This window comes from Pedobacter cryoconitis, assembly GCF_003259615.1.
Classification (GTDB): domain Bacteria; phylum Bacteroidota; class Bacteroidia; order Sphingobacteriales; family Sphingobacteriaceae; genus Pedobacter; species Pedobacter cryoconitis.
On sequence record NZ_QLLR01000046.1, the window covers coordinates 18,312 to 35,075 of the forward strand.

A 16,764-nucleotide genomic window follows, 5' to 3' on the forward strand; every position below is an offset into this window, starting at 1 on the left:
GCTCAATAATCATGAACAAATATTTATTTCAATTTTTTAGTTGCTGGTTGCTATTAACCGGCCTGGCCGGATGTAAAAAGCATGATGCTGCTTTGGGCGATCCAAGTCCGATTATCGCCATAGAAGATTTGCGCGCAATTTATCAGGGTACAGGGGTAAGCTTAAATACAGGTAATTTAGCTGGTGCACACCAGATTATAGGAATCGTGGTTTCTGATGTCCAGTCTGGAAATATGCCTGCCGGAACTGTAGCCATGCAGAATAACAGAAGGAATAAAACAAGGGGAATTTTACTGGCGGTAGAAAATGCGGCAGCTTTGAAAACTGGAGATTCTATTGTCGTAGACCTGAACGGGACAACGCTTACAAAAGTGAATGGAAGTTTAAAGGTTACAGGTTTAAACGCGGCTTCAGTGAACAAGGTTTCGAGTGGAAATGTAAGAAACCCGATTACCGTAACTACGGCTTTATTTAAAGCTAAACCAGATGATTATGAAGGCTGCCTGGTCAGATTATTTTCTGGAAGCATCACTCCTGTTCCTGTTGCAGGAGAGTTATATGCGGGCGATAAAAAGTTAGCAGACAATGGTGGAACAATGGTTTTGCATACAGAAAAGAGTGCTTCTTTTGCGGGTAAGGGTTTACCAGCGAGCGCTACTTTTACAGGTATTCCACTAATGTACCAGGTTGATGGAAAAGGCGATGCTGTGCCTGTTTTATGGCCACGTAACCTACTCGATATGCTGGATGCAAGCGGGCCTGTTTATACGGGTTTCCCTGAAACTTTTGAGTTCCCGGATCAGAGTTTAAAGGCTTCTTACGCAGCGGCAGTTGCTGGTTTAAAAACAGGAAACTGGTTGTTGGATCAAGCTATTTTAGCGAATACTTCTGGCCGTGACCGTTTTAATCCTGCTGGTTTACAGTGTATCCGGATGCAGCAAAATCTGGCTGTTCCAGGTTATGTGCAAATGAACTTTAATGTGCCAAACGGGGCATCAAAAGTATCGCTTTTGTATGGTGCTTACTACAATGATGCGACCAGTTCTTTTGTACTGGAATATTCTAAGGATGACGGTTTAACATGGCTCCAAACCGGAAATGTAATTAATAATGCGTCGGCCGTTGCCAAAACAGCAACTTTCCTGATGGACATTACGGGGCCTGTACGGTTCAGAGTTAAAAAACTAGGCTTGGGAACAACAAATAATACAACCATTAATAACGGAAGGCTGAGTATTGAAGACTTTGCTATTTACGCGAATTAAGCGCTCTGGTTTCTGAGCTAAAGGTTTGTCCTTAAAAAATTCACCGCACAAAACATTTAAGCGGGTTAAAAACCCGCTCTTTAAAATAATATACTCATGTTAAACAGAAGACATTTTTTAAGAAACTTAGGGTTATCAGGTACGCTGATAGTGGCCCCTACAGCTTTGATTGAGGCGGCAACGTTGCCACTCCCGGCAAAACCAACTGACCTGACTACGGTTACTTTAAAAGGGAATATTAGTGCTGGCGGCAACCCGATTGCAGGTGTTGCGGTAACAGATGGAATTAATATCACGCTGACTGATAAACGTGGTAATTACGAACTGCTGAGTAACCACACTGCCGACTATGTTTATATCAGTTCTCCGGCTGGTTATCAGTTTAATCAAAAGAGAGGAATTACCTCTTTTTATAAGGCTATCCCAAAAGACAGTACTAGTTTCAAAGCTGATTTTGTATTGGAAAAACTGAATGTACCTGATCAGAAACATAATTTTTTGGTCTGGGCCGATCCGCAGATTATCTCTAAAAAAGACGCGGCTTTGCTAAAAGCCCAGACTGTTCCTGATGTTCAGGAGTTAGTAAAATCTTACCCTCAGGGAACGTTGTTTCATGGAATTGGCTGTGGTGATTTGGTTTGGGATCATTTTGAACTGATTGCAGATTATAAAGATGCAGTGGCAGAAACGGGTATCCCTTTTTTCAATCTGCCGGGTAACCATGATATGGATTTGGATGCAAGATCTGATGAATTATCAACCCGCACTTTTAAAGATGAATTCGGCCCAACTTATTATTCTTATAGCCGGGGTGAGATTCATTATATATCATTAGATAATGTGTTCTTTTTAGGAGTTGCTAAAAAGTATATCGGTTATTTAACAGAAACTCAGTTACAATGGGTTGAACAAGATTTAAAGACGGTAAAACCAGGAAGCACAGTGGTAGTTTCTGTACATATCCCGACCAATACAGGTACTTCCAGAAGGAATAAACTGAAAGATGATGAACTGGGTGGCGTATTGTCAAACAGAGAACGTTTATACAAATTACTGGAAGGTTATCAGGTTCATATCTTATCCGGACATACGCATATGAACGAGAAATGGGAAGACCGCAACATGATCGAACATGTGCATGGTACGGTATGTGGCGCATGGTGGACTGGCCCGGTTTGCAGTGATGGCTGCCCTAACGGTTACGGAGTTTACGAAGTAACCGGCAGTGAAATCAAATGGTATTACAAGGCTACCGGAAAAGCCAAAGATCATCAGCTTAGGATTTATCCTAAAGGTTCTTTCTCAGCAATTGCCTCAGTGACTCCTTCAGATAATCTACAAGAAACCACCCCCGCAACAGAAATCGGTGTGAACATCTGGAACTGGGACCCAAAATGGAAAGTTGAGTACTTCGAAGACGGCGTAAATAAAGGAGCAATGAAACAAAGAACTGCAATGGACCCAATCGCTTACAAGCTATACGGTGGCCCTTTAGTTCCTAAAAAACATAAATGGGTGGAACCGACCTTAACAGATCATCTGTTTTTCGCTACCCCTGCTCCGGGAACCCGTCAGTTTAAAGTAGTAGCTACTGACCGTTTTGGCACAGTTTACACGGAAGAGATAACAATTTCATAATTAAAAATATAGGACTAAGAATTAGGTAAAAGGGGATGCCTGAAAAAGCATCCTCTTTAGCTAAAAATCTAATTCATCAACCAAAGAATGATTGGTTAAACTGAGGATTAAAGTGCTTTAAAAATCTTTTAAATCATTAATTAACCAAGATCTTAAATAAATAATTTAAATTTAGTGAATGATCGTAATAAGCTGTACTATAATTATTTTCTTAATATGTATCTCCAGTGGAAGTTTAAACGTTTTCTCTGGTATTCTAACGCCTTTCCTGATTTATCTTGTGCTGAATTCTGAATCGCTTTATTTATCTATACCAGGCCTTTTTTTTTCTCTGTTAGGGTTATTTATGTTTAAAGTTCTTGGCTGGGATGCCAATCCTAAAAAACCGTTGTTCTGGAAAATCATTCAGCACTTACCAAGTATAGGTGCTTGTGTACTCGTATTAATCTTCTATATAATCCCTACCTATTCCACTGGTAAGGAAGGCATAATCAATTTCATTTATACCAGTATCGTGTTCCTTGGCTTTGCTTTTATTATTACAAGGTCTGTTATTACTAATCCGATATATCGACTGATTAACATGTTATATACTAAAGAGGAATTTTTAGTAAGAAGAAAAATCCTTGCTCCAAAGCTAGAAAGTGGTTATAAATCAGTAGCCTATTACATCCACATTCGCGAAACTGAAGATGGCATATTCAATATCAATAGCATTCTTTCCATATATCTGAATTATTTTGTAAAAGGGAAAACCGTTGAGTTTACGCTTAAGCGTGGCTGCCTGGGGTTGTTATATTGCAGCAACTTTCCAAAAGTCGTATAATGATAACAGATCAACTCTGTAACCAGGGGAATTCAGCAACTGAAAAGTTGATGCCTTATATCAAGCTCATGAATATTTTAAATGAAAAAATCTGGTGCAATTAATAGAAGAAATATAAATATATAATTGCGTAACATATTGGGACGAAAACAATGACAAAGGCCAGTATGATTTTCCCATAATCCTTTCCGATTTTTTGATTCATTATCTTTGCGTTTTTCATAAACAATAAATTATTTAATACTTACCAGGATAGCAGATAATAATATGTATCAATTTACAGACCAAAAAATATAGATATTTTAAAATTTCATGGCCCTTCAGTCCTATTCACCAGCAGCTTAATGCAAAATTTGTTTCAGAATCGCCATTGCTTTGACCATTTCATTTTCCTCCAGCGAAGCAAAGCCCATCCTCAGCCCATTGGTAATAAATGACTCGTTTTTATAGAACCCCCCATTACCAATATATAACCCCTTTTTCAATGCTTCTTCAGACATTTTGATCAGGTTTATCTTTTTATCAAAGTCCGTCCATACCGCCAGCCCTCCTTCCGGAACTTTAAATGTTATTTCCTCACTAAAATCAGATTTGAGTAGCTCGCAGAAAAGATTTCTCCGCTGCTTATAAATCTTCAACGACTTCCTGAAATGCCTTTCCATTTCCCCATTGTCAAACAATACAGCAAATGCTTCTTCCAACAATGTATCGCCTTGCTTATCTATCAGTTGTCTCAATGAAGATGCGGCATCTACAAATGCTAAAGGCCCAATCATAAAGCCGGTTCTCAACCCAGGAGCAAAAGTTTTCGTAATCGAGCCGATATAAATTACGTTATGATTGTGATCAATACTTGCCAACGGTACATAAGGCTTATTATCATAATGAAAATCAAAATCATAGTCATCTTCGATAATCGCAAAACGGTATTCTTTAGCCAGATTTAACAATTTTAACCTTCTTTCCATGCTCATTGTCACAGTCGTAGGAAAATGATGATGCGGTATAATATATACCGCTTTTAAACTCTTCGTCTTCAAAACTTCTTCCAGATAATCAATGTCCATCCCATTTTCATCTACAGGAACCCGTATAAGATTAGCACCAGCATAAATGAAAGTATCATCAGCAGAGCGGTAATTTGAAACTCCGACTGCGATATGATCAGAAGGTCCAAGCAACAATTGAGCTGCTAAATAGATACCCATCTGGCTACCCTTTGTAATCATTATATTTTCAGAAGGAACAACTAATCCCCTGGTGTTGGAAAGGTAATGAGCAATAGATTCACGAAGATGCTCTGATCCTTTAGAGCTGCCATATTTCAGAAAGTTTTTACCGAAGAATTTTCTGGAAAGACTACGGTATTCACGCATCAGATTATCTACCGGAGCTAAACGCACATCAGGAAAACCATCATCAATAGTTAGCATGCTTTTCTGAAAATTATCACCCGGCATTGCTTTTTCAAAATGATTGGTCCAGATAAAAGATTCCTGCGAACCATTACTTTTATTGACTTCGGGTTTTTCGGTTTTGGAAAGCACAGGTAATTTAGAAAGGACAAACACTCCCTGGCGCTCAATGGATTCAGCCCAGCCCTGGCTAATCAATTCCTCATAAGCCAATTTCACCGTGTTTCTATTAATACCTATCAATTCTGCAAGTACACGGGAGCTTGGTAATATATCAGATGGTTTAAGCGTGCCATTCGTGATCAGTGATATAAACGTATTGCACACCTGGATATATAGTGTTACAGAGGCTTTTCGATCAACCTGAATTAATGATTTGTAAGGTAACATCTGGGCTGTGGTTTACTTGAAAATAGACGTGCAAATCTACCCCAATCCCTTTATATTCTCACATAAATTACCATAACTACCTTAAACAGCTAATCTGGGCTGGTATCTTTCTCAAAACTGGCCTGTAAAAGCAGCCCTGACCTTAGCTAAATTTGCACTATAAATCATTAACAATAAACATATTACGCATGAAAAATTCATTTAAAGTACCTCAGCTTCTTTTACGTATTGCACTAGGCATAGGCTTCCTTACAACCGTATCAGACAGATCAGGTTTTTTAGGCCCGATGGGAACTAACAATATCGAATGGGGTAACTGGGATAACTTTATAAAATATACAGCAACGCTATTGCCTTTTCTGGATAAACCAGCAGTAAACGTGATGGGTAGCATTGCCACTTTAGCTGAAGCTATACTAGGGATTCTGCTGCTTATTGGATATAAAACAAGACTAGCTGCAATTGGTAGTTGTTTACTGACACTTACTTTTGCAATAGCAATGACTTTATTCCTGGGAATAAAAGCACCAATTAACTTTGCGGTATTTTCAACTTGTACAGGCAGCTTGCTGCTTGCAACAATTCCAATTTACAATTGGAGCATTGATAACTTAATACAACCACTTATAAATTAAAACAATTAAGATACCTTCATTGATCATTTTTGCTCTGATCAATGAAGGTATCTGTTAAAGATTAAAATTTCAATGTTATATTTCCGGTAACTCTTGTAGGGTTCTGAGCTGCCAGTCTATAAGACCAGTATTTCTCATTGGTCAGATTATCTACTTTTACACCAATTCTAAACGTTGGCCTGTCGTAAAAAACAGAAGCATCCAGTACAGTATAAGAGGGAATGCTGAATTTGAACGTTGCCGTATTCGTTTGATAATATTCACTACCATAAATTCCACCAATCCCTAAACCCAGACCTTGAACAGGACCTCTGATTACACGGTAACTCGCCCAGAAGTTCGCCGTTCTGGGAGAACCTGCAGTTGTAGGGCGCAAACCTTGGATAGCGGCATTAGCATTTGCGAATTTGCTATCATTATAAGTATACCCAGCTACGATATTCAAACCAGGAAAAGGATTGGTAATAATTTCAGCCTCAAATCCTTTGCTCAATTGCGTTCCATCCTGAATTGAGAAATTAGGGTGGTTAAGATCATCTATAAGCATATTCGTTACTTTGATATTATAGTAACTAAATGTAGCTGTGATCTTACTCAAATCTAGTTTTAAACCACCTTCCATTTGATTGGCCTGGTTAGGTTTAAAAGTGTTCCCATTAAAATCCGAACCACTCACATTGTTAAAACCATTCATGTAATTACCAAACAAAGATACTTTATCCTTCACAATCTGGTAAACAAGCCCAAATTTTGGGGATAAAGCTGTCTGATTAAACTTACCAGCCGTAGAATCTACATTTGCATAATAACTTCCTTTATTGAAATACCTGTCAACACGTAAACTGGCCATTGCCAATAACCTGTCAGTAACATTCAGCACATCAGACACATAAGCACTATAGGTGTTCTCATTATTAGTCACAAAATTGGTAATTTTTTTCACATCAATTGCTGAGAATAAAGGTGATATTTTCGAATAATTGAAGTTGTTGTATGCAAGCCCCGGTTTCTTATAGTTCAGATCGGGCATATTTACAATAGCATCGTTTCTTGTTGCCCGTAAACTGTAAAAATCCAGACCAGCAACAACTCTGTTTCTAAGCCTCCCTATTTTAAAATTACCCGTAAAATTCTGTTGAATATTAGTTCCATAATATGGATATTCCTGATTGGTAACTGATTGCCTTAATGTTGAATCACTTACCGCAGCAAGCGATACCACATAACCTTCGGATGAAGATCTTGTACGCGAGATTACTGTCTGCGAATTCCATTGATCAGAAATCTTATACTTCAACTGTGTGAAAATATTATACTGCTGACCGGTATAATTGACTGTATTGTTAGCAAAAGAAAGGTTGTAGGGAATACCCATTTCTGTAATACTTCTCGCTTTTGCTTTTGGATTTATATAAGGTGTTAAACGCGTAGGCGAAGTTCCTTTAAATCCTCCCCATTCCACATCGACTAAAATAGTCAGCCTGTCATTGACAGCATAAGAAAAGCTTGGTGCAAATAAAAAGTTCTTATTGAATCCCGCATCCTGAAAACTTCTTTCACTGTGTAAAGAAGTATTAATCCTTAATAAAGCAGTTTTATCGGCATTTAAAGGTGTATTAATATCGGCTGTTAAACGGTTCAAATCCCAGCTTGCTGCCGAATAAGAAATTTCACCTTTGAAAGTATCGAAAGGTTTTTTGGTTACTCTGTTGAATAATCCGCCAAATGAAGACAAAGTGCTTCCGAATAAGGTTGCAGAAGGGCCTTTGATAACTTCAATACGTTCCAGATTGGCAGGATCAACAGTTGCATAAGTAAAACTACCTACTCCATTGCGGACCACCTGGGGCGTAGGGAAACCTCTTGAAATCGAAGTCGTTCTCCCTTGATTTCTTACTTCAGCAATACCAGCTCCAGGAACATTCTTAAAGGCACTATTGTAATCTGTTACAATCTGCTCTTTCATAAGTTCTTTACTTACTATAGTATAAACTTGTGGATTTTCAATGTTTTTCAGTGGCATCTTAGAAACGTCATCGCTTTCCTTTTTAGCAAAGCGATTACCGCCTGTTTGAATAATTACTTCTTCGAGATTCTGAGTTGAAGAGTTTAGCTTGATCTCAACAGTATCAGATTGTTTACTGTCTGTAAGGTCGACCTTGGTACTGTAAGTTTTATACCCAATCATCACAACCTCTATGGTGTAATTTCCCAAAGGAACCTTTGTAAATTCAAAACTACCTGCAGAATTAGTTTTTGTAGTTTTTTTAAGCTCCTTTAGCTTTACAGTCACCCCTTGAGCTTCAGTTCCTTCATTAGTCTTAATGATGCCAGTTATTTCCCCGGTTAACGACTTTATTTTTTGAGCCTGTACATTTTGTGAAAAAGAGAATAGGAAAACCAGGGTTAAACAGGTTAAGGTCCAGAAAGCTCTTAACCCGACTGGTAGTTTTTCTTTTTGCAGGGTATGGAATAAATTATTAGGGTGTAAAGGTGTTTTCATATACTGTTTATTTATACTAAATCTAATTAGTGGCGAAATAACACAATTTATTTTGCTAAACAAAGCGATCTTTTTAATAGTTATCCGTTATTTTCAAGGTGTTTATAAATAACAAAAGCCTTCAATAGGAAGGCTTTTGTAGAACTAAAAATTTTAAAATTCCAATAGAATTCTGTATTACATTATTTAATTTCCTATCTCAAAATCAGGCTGGAATTAGGTTAGTAGAAATACCTATTCTATTCCATGCGTTGATAGTAATAATTGCTAATATCACTTGTGCAAGGTAAGTTTCATCCAATACTTTAGCTGCTTGTTCATAGGTTTCATCTTTAACATGATTACTAATTAAGGTTACCTCTTCAGTCAGCGCTAATATTGCGCGCTCTTCCTCCGAAAAAAACGGAGTATCGCGCCAGGCATTCAACGCATAAATACGCTGTTCGGTTTCACCAGTTTTACGGGCATCCTTAGTGTGCATATTAATACAAAAAGCACATCCATTTATTTGTGAAGCTCTGATTTTAATCAGGTCTTTATGAATTCTTGTTAAGGGCGTGCTTTCAATAAATTTTTCCAGTCCAAGAATTGCGCTGTAACCAGCTGGCACTAGTTTTTCTATGTTAATTCGCGTTTTCATATCTTAATGATTTACAAGGTTTTTATGTTGCTGCAAAATTAGCGTAATGGCAGGGATACTAAATATACCAGTTACAGAATAAAGGGTGGCCCAGTGAATTGTGCGCTATTTTACCAAACAAGTTGTACGGTATATTACACTCAGATGCCGTATTTTTCTTTTAAAATAAATATTACACACAAAATCTATTTTCACTGACATACAAAGAAAAATATCGTAACTATACATTTAAATTATCTATCAGGCCCGCCATGAAAAAAATGACAATAAAAGAAATTAAGGAATTTTACGAAAGTACAATATTAACAAAAAAAACAGTCTATGAGTTCATGGATCATCCTGGTAATCCAGGTCTTTTAAAGGAATACAAGTACTTAATGAAAATTTTACTTTTTTTACCAGTACCCTCTGTTATCTGCATGATTGTTATTACAATCAGAGTGAATTTTAGTTATATACCCTTTATAACATTATTCATTTTACTCCTCATGTTAGCCATGACAGGTCGAAGATTCACCGATCTATTTAAAAGAGCTGAATTGCTAAACGGAAAAACACTGGAGTATAGCAGAAGCGAAAAACTTATTTTATACTGTAAAAATATATTATTGCTTGATTACACTGGTATTCAGAAGTTAATTGAAGACTGTGAGAAAAAAGGAAATATAAAAGCAAAAAAGCTTGCTTTTATCGCCTATTTCGGCGTTTTATTAACTACAGGTGGCTCATTTATAGGAATAATAATTGCTGTTCGAAAAGAAGAGATTCTAACTTACAGCATTAATACAGGTTTATGTATTGTATTTTTTTCTTTCCTATGGCTCGTATATAGTACTTTTCATAGTGATATTATGAATAAAGAGAGCAATACTTATAGACATATTGCAGAGTTATTAAAAGAGATAAACTATTCTAAAAAAAAGAATCAATACAACAAAAGGGTCATTTAACTTTTATCACTCAAATTTCACAACCTGATCCTGTGATAAATCTCTCCCGTATCAGACGCATGTCCCCTTTTCTGAAAAATCAACTCACTTAGTTTAAAGGTATTATGGCACTTGAAAATTTTACCGATCCGAGATACATAACAGAGGCTGTTAAGTCATTTGATTATTTTTCGTAATTTCTACCCATTATTCTTGAATTATCATTTTGACAATGGAAGATTACTCATTTCTACATCAGACGAATATCATCGTACATATTGTTGCCGGATCAATCGCCCTTATATTAGGGCTGATTGCTATCTTAACGATAAAGGGCGGGCGAAATCATCGAAAAAGTGGCCTTGTATTTCTTTTTTTTCTCGCTATCGTAATCGCTACCGGCCTGATTGGTGTTTTCATCTTTGGCCGGAATACCTTCCTTTTGGTTATCACCATGTTAAGCGGATATCTCGGATTTTCTGGTTATCGGATATTAAAATTCAAATCAAATAAGCTATATGTGATGGATATTGCTGTTGCTGTGATTACATTGCTGACTGTCTGCTATTTTATTTATTACTTTAAATCAATTGGACTGATCTGGTCTCCCGTAATAATTTACAGTACCGTGGGCTACCTATTATTAATAATTGTTTATGATTTTATTCGTTACCTGATCCCGGTAAATAAATATGGGAATTTATGGATGTATGAGCATATATTAAAAATGATGAGTGCCTTTAGTGGCATACTATCTGCATTTACAGGTACAGTTTTTCCACAATATCAGCCATACAGCCAGTTTTTGCCTTCTATGTTAGGAACTGTTATAGCCGTAGGCTTTATGATATATATTTACAGGAAGAGGTCGGGTATGATGCTGAGAAGGAACCCGTGAGTATAGTGAGAGATTTTTTTTTATTGGACAATGATGATTTCATACATTAAACTGCAAGAATTAATCCAAGATAAACCCCAGGCACCCGAATATAAGTTACGATTATTTTTAGTCATTCTTTCTTTCCACTGTTAATTTTAATAACAGATAATTACACGTCTAATAACAGAATATGAAAATCCATAGCCATTTCAAAATTATCATTAAATTCAACTTTAGATACGATAAGAATTCCAAAATTATTCAACCTTCTTTTCTTTTCCGAACATCTTTTCAAAATCTTGTTTGCTTTTTACATATGACAAATAATGATCTATATTGTAGTTTAGCATGTATTTCTTAAAATCGTTCTCGCTTCCACGAAACTCCCCTTTACCCTCACCCTTAATTAAGCTATAAAACGTATTAGATTCATCTTTTAACAGACGAAAATAAACTATTGGTATAGGTTTGTCTTTAGTACCATAAGTATTATCTGCAAGTTCCTGTTTATTCACGGTCGCAATAATTTCTGCTCCAGGATCTTTAATAGCCCTAACCAAATACATCCCAAAAGCCTCATCTATAGATGAGTATCTGAAAAAATAGAAAATAGAAAAATATTTATGGAGAGAATCACTATAAAATTTAATCTCGTGCTTATAAACAATGGCCATGTTATCTGCTGATGAAGGGTTGAATTTAGCCTTCACTTCAAAATAATCTACCGAATCAGCAAAGTTTTTCACATTTAACGTGATCGTGTCACATTTTGATAAATATTGGTTAATATATAAGCGTCCATCATTTATACTAGTATCAGGATTATCAAAGATATTCACTAACCAACGGCCAATATACTTACCAAAAATTAGTCCCACAGCGAGGAGGCTAACGCTGGAGATCTGTAGTATTTTTTTCATACATGACTAAATTCATTAACTTCATTCTTATAAATGAAAAAAATAATTGTGTCCAACTAATAACAATGGTAATAGTATTACAGCTCCAATTATATAACCAATCGCACCACCCATATTTTTAAACCAACTCATTTCCCTTTCTCAAATCGCTCTTTAAATTCTTCTTTAGACATTGCATAAGTAAGAAACATGTATACATTAAACTCGTACTGCTTTTGTGAGACATCATAATTTTTAAGAATTCCTTTAACATTTTTCATCATTAAAGGTGATTGAGCCCCTTTAACACTAAAAACTAAGATTGGCTTTTCTTTTGTTCCCAGGTTAGGATTATTTAAATCCTGTTTGTTGACTCTAATCGTTAATAAATTATTATTAATACATCCCCAAAAATCCCCATAAACATTAAACATTGTTATCTGGAAATATTTGTTTAAAGTATAATCGAAAATAGTCTTATAGTTCTTATCAACTTTGCTACTTCCATCCCTACCCATATTTTTGGTAGCAAGTGAAGTTGTATAAGTTTCAAATTCATATAACTTTGAATTTAGAATATTTTCTTTGCTAAAAGCATCAGGAGTTTTTATAATTAATTCTGAATAATCATCCATATAATTCTTAATATATTTTTCAGCATCATTCTTATTTATGAAATAATAATTGATTCCTAATAATATTAACGGCAGAAAAATCACTGCTCCAATTATATAGCCAATTGCTCCACCCATATTTTTAAACCAGCTCACTTCCCTTTCTCAAATCGTTTTTTAAATTCCTCTTTAGACATTACGTATGTAAGATACATCTGAACATTGTATTTATATTGTTCATTAGGAGTATTATAACTTAAATTACATCTGATAGTATCTAAAGCTGGTAAGGGAGCATCTACTCCTCTGACGCTTAAAACTTGGATAGGCTGTTCTTTCGTTCCGTAAGATGGATCATCAATATCTTTTTTATTTATTGTTATTAAAACATCTTTATTGCTAATAGAGTAAAAAAAAGCCCAACTAGGACATTCAACTCCCTGTCCAACATACTGAATATCAAACATTGTTATCTGATAATATCTTTTGCTTTTCTGATCAAAAAATATCCTGTACTGCATCTCACTCCGGTCGCTTCCATCTCTACCCATATTTTTTGATTTGACAGATCGGGTAATCTTTTTTATCTCATTTAACTTATTATGAGGAGCCGCTTCTTTATGATAATCGGGCACAAAAATTTTCATTTCGATAGAGCTCTCAATATAATTATTCATAAATCTCTGCCCGTCATTTTTGTTAATTAAAAAATGATTATATGCTAGTAATAATAACGGCAAAATAATTACAACCCCAATAATGTAACCTATGTACCCACCCATGTTCTTTAACCAACTCACTTTCCTTTCTCAAATCGTTCTTTAAATTCTTCTTTAGACATTGCATAAGTCAAGTACATCAATACGTTATATTCATACTGTTTTTGACTAGTAGTATAATCAACAGAGTCTCTATTCATATTAATTCCTACCATTGGTTTGTCGAATCCTTTTACGCTAAAAACTAAAATAGGTTTTTCTTTATTTCCTAAATTTGGATCATTTAAATCTTCCTTATTTACTTTACCATAAACTTTATTATCATCTAATGTTCCCCAAAAATCATTAAACAAATCAAACATGGTAACTTGAAAATACTTTTTACTCTCCCGATCAAAAACAATTCTATAGCGCATTACAGTCTTTTGGCTACCATCTCTGCCCATATTTTTGGATGCCAGGCTAGTAGTGTATATCTTATGTTTCACTAAATCATCTCCAGGTAATGCACTTTTATTAAAATAAGGGACATTTAAAACAACATCAGTAGTGTTATGACTATATTCCTTAATATATTTATTAACATTATTCTTATGAAGAAAAAAATAATTGTATCCAACTAATAACAATGGTAGTAAGATTACAGCCCCAATAGTGTAACCAATAAATCCACCCATATTTTTAAACCAGCTCACTTTCCTTTCTCAAATCGGTCTTTAAATTCTTTTTTAGACATTACATATGTAAGATACATAAAGACATTATATTCGTATTGTTCTTGAGTAGTATTATAATTTGTCATTACTCCTTTAAGATTCTGCATCATTAAAGGATCTACAACTCCCCTCACACTAAAAACTAAAATAGGTTTTTCCTTTGATCCCATCTTGGGATTCGCTAGATCTTGCTTGTTGACCCTAGCCAGAATAGTTTTTTTATTTATAGCTATCCATACATCATTATATAAATCAAACATAACAATCTTAAAATATTTCTTATTAATGGTGTCATAAACGAACCTACTTTGAATTGAAGTATTAGAGCTACCATCTCTCCCCATGTTTTTAGTAGCCAGAGCTATTGTTATACTTTCGGATTTAACAACAGGGTCCAAATCTATATTTCGGTCAGGTACTGTTAAAGTAATGTCCTCACTATTTTTCATATAATGATCCATAACCTTTTTTGCGTCATTTTTGTTAATTAAAAAATGATTATATGCTATTAATAATAACGGCAAAATAATTACAACCCCAATAATGTAACCTATGTACCCACCCATGTTCTTTAACCAGCTCACTTTCCTTTCTCAAATCGTTCTTTAAATCTAAAATAGTATCCATATAAGTATTGCACCAAAAATATAAAAAGGAATTTTCGGCTTCCATTGTTTGCCTAAGATGATAGGAAACCCGTTATAAAGGATTAAAATGGATGAAAACAGAAATATAATACCAAGGAAACCTTTATATATATAAAAATATAATACTTGAAATATTCCTTTATCGCTATTGATATAAAAAGGAGGGTAATAATCAAAGGTCGATTGATTTCCAACGCTCATAATAGCTGGGTTTTTCTTAACTGAATAATTGAATGTATAAAATTTCACACTGTCATTAGCTTTCAAAGTTAATATTGCGGGCTCTTTTAATCTGGAATGATAAACCTGGTAGAATATGCGCTTATCGGAATTTAACTTCATCTCAAAATAAGTGAATTTCTCCTTATTAACCCTTACAGCCGCAACTGTCCCTCTCACTTCCTGAAGATTAAAATAAGCATATATAGTATTGCCAAGTGCAATACTAGTAGTCATAAATAGTAAGAAATAGCCAAAAAAAAGACCTTTATCATTCCTCCAACAATTAAATACCATAGAATCGTCTTTTAAACTCATCACCGGGCATAATATATTTGAGATAAGTTTCTACATTGTGTAAATATTCCGCATTAGTTGGCTCCAGACTTTCATAACCATCTATTGCCTCGGGCGCTTGTGATGTAATGTGAACAGGTTCTGCAACACCTTGAAAACTAAAAACTGGTATTGGATTCTCCTTAACTCCGTAACCCTCCATTTTCAACTCATCTTGATTCGCATATACAATCAGTGGTTTTTCTGGCAATAAAGAACGCAAATTAGTGGTTTTAGAATAAGGGACATCAAATAAGTATATCCGGAAGTTTTTTTTGCTTGCAGAGTCCAGAAAATCATAAGAATATATATGCCCGGAAAGTCCTTTAAATCCAATTAAACTTATTCCTTTTTTATAGTTTCTATAATTTATATAATCATTATCGATATTTGAAGAAAGAATACCTTTAGGAACCAATACCCTGATCGGTTTTATACCTAGCTTATAAGAGTCCAAATATCTATCTGAATCATTTTTATGAGCATAGCTATACTTATAGATTAAGAGAACACAACCAACACAAAACAAGCCATAGAGTATTTTATTCATCTTATATTAATTTGATAAAAATATCTGGCCAGATCCGGAATATCTCAATTGCTTTTATACCAAACATATATCGTCAATTCTTAAGCTTATAAATTATTAAAGAAAATTAAAAGATACAAACCATACACCGCTCTTTATTAAACGGTTTTCGATCCTTGAAAAACCTTAAGTATTCATTTACATTGAATCTATAATCAGACTCATAAAAGTTAGTTCCACCTCTTAACCATAATATCGGAACGGGCTTTTCACGAGAACCAAACGAAGAATCTTTTAACTCATCTAAATTAATCATTCCAGAAATATGGTACGCATCACTTACAATTCCTAAGGATTGTGTTTTAGTATAATTCTCGGCCACAAAATATTTATTATAGGTAGATGAATAGAACCCAACATAATTCTTATACCTATTCCCCCGGAAATTGGTAAAATAAGGCATAAAATTATCCACTCGCTTTTTTCCATCCCCAATATCAAATATTACTAACCTATCAATTTTTAGATACAGACTATCTGACCTCTTAATATAGCTGTTGATTCGCTCTTCTGATGGACTAGCAGGAGAGAAAAGCATAGTTATCCCATATAGTGTATATACCGATTGAAAAGTGTACCAATATCCAGTTGAAAAGTGTACCAGTTAGCAAGGATTAAATCGTCCCTTTAGAATGAACTAAAGGAACCATAATTCATGTTAGAAGTGGAGACAAATCATAAGATTATATTACTCTATTATCGAGAAGGGCTCAGCCAGCGGAAAATAGCAAAGCAACTCCATATTCACCGTAGAACCGTGCGGGAGCGACTGGCAGAATATGAGTTGTTCAAGTCTTCTCCCTTAAGTGATCAGGATAAACCCTCTTCTTTGTTGAACCAATATCTACGGACAGGTTCAGTTTACAATAGTGCCAACCGTTCAAAACGGCGGTTGAATGATGAG

Annotated in this window: 18 protein-coding genes; 7 read left to right on the top strand and 11 right to left on the bottom strand. The window is 35.1% G+C overall.

The window, feature by feature from the left end; genetic code table 11:
* Positions 1–11: 11 nt before the first annotated feature.
* The 3 genes from LY11_RS25260 to LY11_RS25270 all read left to right on the top strand — a co-directional run bounded on the left by LY11_RS25260 (position 12) and on the right by LY11_RS25270 (position 3,729).
* Positions 12–1,265 carry a DUF5689 domain-containing protein gene (locus LY11_RS25260; RefSeq protein ID WP_146610919.1) on the top strand — a complete coding sequence of 418 codons (1,254 nt, stop codon included), beginning with the start codon at positions 12–14 and terminating at the stop codon, positions 1,263–1,265.
* Positions 1,266–1,361: 96 nt separating this feature from the next.
* Positions 1,362–2,903: a calcineurin-like phosphoesterase C-terminal domain-containing protein gene (locus LY11_RS25265; protein ID WP_111636370.1), complete on the top strand. Its 1,542-nt coding sequence runs from the start codon at positions 1,362–1,364 to the stop codon at positions 2,901–2,903.
* Positions 2,904–3,249: 346 nt separating this feature from the next.
* Positions 3,250–3,729 carry a hypothetical protein gene (locus tag LY11_RS25270; RefSeq protein ID WP_146610921.1) on the top strand — a complete coding sequence of 160 codons (480 nt, stop codon included), beginning with the start codon at positions 3,250–3,252 and terminating at the stop codon, positions 3,727–3,729.
* Between the two features lie 341 nt (positions 3,730–4,070).
* Here the strand turns inward: LY11_RS25270 and pdxR are convergent, their stop codons facing one another.
* Positions 4,071–5,534 (bottom strand): MocR-like pyridoxine biosynthesis transcription factor PdxR, encoded by a 1,464-nt coding sequence (gene pdxR, locus LY11_RS25275; RefSeq protein WP_111636372.1) that lies wholly within the window; start codon positions 5,532–5,534, stop codon positions 4,071–4,073.
* Between the two features lie 188 nt (positions 5,535–5,722).
* On the opposite strand from pdxR, the gene LY11_RS25280 reads away from it, so the two are divergent.
* Positions 5,723–6,169 (top strand): DoxX family protein, encoded by a 447-nt coding sequence (locus tag LY11_RS25280; protein WP_111636373.1) that lies wholly within the window; start codon positions 5,723–5,725, stop codon positions 6,167–6,169.
* 61 nt (positions 6,170–6,230) lie between these two features.
* On the opposite strand, the gene LY11_RS25285 is transcribed toward LY11_RS25280, so the two are convergent.
* Both LY11_RS25285 and LY11_RS25290 read right to left on the bottom strand, forming a co-directional pair.
* Positions 6,231–8,672: a TonB-dependent siderophore receptor gene (locus tag LY11_RS25285; RefSeq protein ID WP_111636374.1), complete on the bottom strand. Its 2,442-nt coding sequence runs from the start codon at positions 8,670–8,672 to the stop codon at positions 6,231–6,233.
* A gap of 205 nt (positions 8,673–8,877) precedes the next feature.
* Complete coding sequence (locus tag LY11_RS25290) at positions 8,878–9,312, bottom strand: carboxymuconolactone decarboxylase family protein (RefSeq protein ID WP_111636375.1); 435 nt, start codon at positions 9,310–9,312, stop codon at positions 8,878–8,880.
* 251 nt (positions 9,313–9,563) lie between these two features.
* On the opposite strand from LY11_RS25290, the gene LY11_RS25295 reads away from it, so the two are divergent.
* The gene (locus LY11_RS25295; protein ID WP_111636376.1) at positions 9,564–10,262 is read left to right on the top strand and encodes a hypothetical protein; all 699 of its coding nucleotides are present in this window, start codon (positions 9,564–9,566) and stop codon (positions 10,260–10,262) included.
* Between the two features lie 211 nt (positions 10,263–10,473).
* A complete protein-coding gene (locus LY11_RS25300; RefSeq protein ID WP_111636377.1) occupies positions 10,474–11,139 on the top strand; it encodes a hypothetical protein in 666 nt (221 codons plus the stop codon).
* 239 nt (positions 11,140–11,378) lie between these two features.
* Here LY11_RS25300 and LY11_RS25305 read toward each other — a convergent pair whose 3' ends face one another.
* From LY11_RS25305 to LY11_RS26815, 8 genes are all read right to left on the bottom strand, one after another.
* The gene (locus tag LY11_RS25305) at positions 11,379–12,041 is read right to left on the bottom strand and encodes a hypothetical protein (protein WP_111636378.1); all 663 of its coding nucleotides are present in this window, start codon (positions 12,039–12,041) and stop codon (positions 11,379–11,381) included.
* A gap of 128 nt (positions 12,042–12,169) precedes the next feature.
* Positions 12,170–12,772, bottom strand: coding sequence for a hypothetical protein (locus tag LY11_RS25310; protein WP_111636379.1), 603 nt, complete (start codon positions 12,770–12,772; stop codon positions 12,170–12,172).
* A gap of 14 nt (positions 12,773–12,786) precedes the next feature.
* Complete coding sequence (locus LY11_RS25315) at positions 12,787–13,416, bottom strand: hypothetical protein (RefSeq protein WP_111636380.1); 630 nt, start codon at positions 13,414–13,416, stop codon at positions 12,787–12,789.
* A 14-nt stretch (positions 13,417–13,430) separates the two neighbouring features.
* Entirely contained in the window at positions 13,431–14,030 is a 600-nt protein-coding gene (locus tag LY11_RS25320) for a hypothetical protein (protein ID WP_111636381.1), read from the bottom strand.
* Between the two features lie 14 nt (positions 14,031–14,044).
* Positions 14,045–14,635 (bottom strand): hypothetical protein, encoded by a 591-nt coding sequence (locus LY11_RS25325; protein ID WP_111636382.1) that lies wholly within the window; start codon positions 14,633–14,635, stop codon positions 14,045–14,047.
* 45 nt (positions 14,636–14,680) lie between these two features.
* Complete coding sequence (locus LY11_RS25330) at positions 14,681–15,253, bottom strand: hypothetical protein (protein ID WP_146610923.1); 573 nt, start codon at positions 15,251–15,253, stop codon at positions 14,681–14,683.
* A complete protein-coding gene (locus tag LY11_RS25335; protein ID WP_111636384.1) occupies positions 15,222–15,821 on the bottom strand; it encodes a hypothetical protein in 600 nt (199 codons plus the stop codon). The genes LY11_RS25330 and LY11_RS25335 overlap by 32 nt, the downstream gene beginning before the upstream one ends.
* A 106-nt stretch (positions 15,822–15,927) precedes the next feature.
* Positions 15,928–16,398, bottom strand: coding sequence for a hypothetical protein (locus LY11_RS26815; RefSeq protein WP_111636385.1), 471 nt, complete (start codon positions 16,396–16,398; stop codon positions 15,928–15,930).
* Between the two features lie 126 nt (positions 16,399–16,524).
* On the opposite strand from LY11_RS26815, the gene LY11_RS25345 reads away from it, so the two are divergent.
* On the top strand, positions 16,525–16,764 hold a 240-nt coding region (locus LY11_RS25345; protein WP_170132774.1), incomplete at its 3' end, for a helix-turn-helix domain-containing protein.

Excerpts from the sequence above, each read along its gene's own strand:
- LY11_RS25260 (WP_146610919.1), top strand. The coding sequence starts at position 12 with ATGAACAAATATTTATTTCAATTTTTTAGTTGCTGGTTGCTATTAACC.
- LY11_RS25265 (WP_111636370.1), top strand. The coding sequence starts at position 1,362 with ATGTTAAACAGAAGACATTTTTTAAGAAACTTAGGGTTATCAGGTACG.
- LY11_RS25270 (WP_146610921.1), top strand. The coding sequence starts at position 3,250 with ATGTTTAAAGTTCTTGGCTGGGATGCCAATCCTAAAAAACCGTTGTTC.
- pdxR (WP_111636372.1), bottom strand. The coding sequence starts at position 5,534 with ATGTTACCTTACAAATCATTAATTCAGGTTGATCGAAAAGCCTCTGTA.
- LY11_RS25280 (WP_111636373.1), top strand. The coding sequence starts at position 5,723 with ATGAAAAATTCATTTAAAGTACCTCAGCTTCTTTTACGTATTGCACTA.
- LY11_RS25285 (WP_111636374.1), bottom strand. The coding sequence starts at position 8,672 with ATGAAAACACCTTTACACCCTAATAATTTATTCCATACCCTGCAAAAA.
- LY11_RS25290 (WP_111636375.1), bottom strand. The coding sequence starts at position 9,312 with ATGAAAACGCGAATTAACATAGAAAAACTAGTGCCAGCTGGTTACAGC.
- LY11_RS25295 (WP_111636376.1), top strand. The coding sequence starts at position 9,564 with ATGAAAAAAATGACAATAAAAGAAATTAAGGAATTTTACGAAAGTACA.
- LY11_RS25300 (WP_111636377.1), top strand. The coding sequence starts at position 10,474 with ATGGAAGATTACTCATTTCTACATCAGACGAATATCATCGTACATATT.
- LY11_RS25305 (WP_111636378.1), bottom strand. The coding sequence starts at position 12,041 with ATGAAAAAAATACTACAGATCTCCAGCGTTAGCCTCCTCGCTGTGGGA.
- LY11_RS25310 (WP_111636379.1), bottom strand. The coding sequence starts at position 12,772 with ATGGGTGGAGCAATTGGCTATATAATTGGAGCAGTGATTTTTCTGCCG.
- LY11_RS25315 (WP_111636380.1), bottom strand. The coding sequence starts at position 13,416 with ATGGGTGGGTACATAGGTTACATTATTGGGGTTGTAATTATTTTGCCG.
- LY11_RS25320 (WP_111636381.1), bottom strand. The coding sequence starts at position 14,030 with ATGGGTGGATTTATTGGTTACACTATTGGGGCTGTAATCTTACTACCA.
- LY11_RS25325 (WP_111636382.1), bottom strand. The coding sequence starts at position 14,635 with ATGGGTGGGTACATAGGTTACATTATTGGGGTTGTAATTATTTTGCCG.
- LY11_RS25330 (WP_146610923.1), bottom strand. The coding sequence starts at position 15,253 with ATGAGTTTAAAAGACGATTCTATGGTATTTAATTGTTGGAGGAATGAT.
- LY11_RS25335 (WP_111636384.1), bottom strand. The coding sequence starts at position 15,821 with ATGAATAAAATACTCTATGGCTTGTTTTGTGTTGGTTGTGTTCTCTTA.
- LY11_RS26815 (WP_111636385.1), bottom strand. The coding sequence starts at position 16,398 with ATGCTTTTCTCTCCTGCTAGTCCATCAGAAGAGCGAATCAACAGCTAT.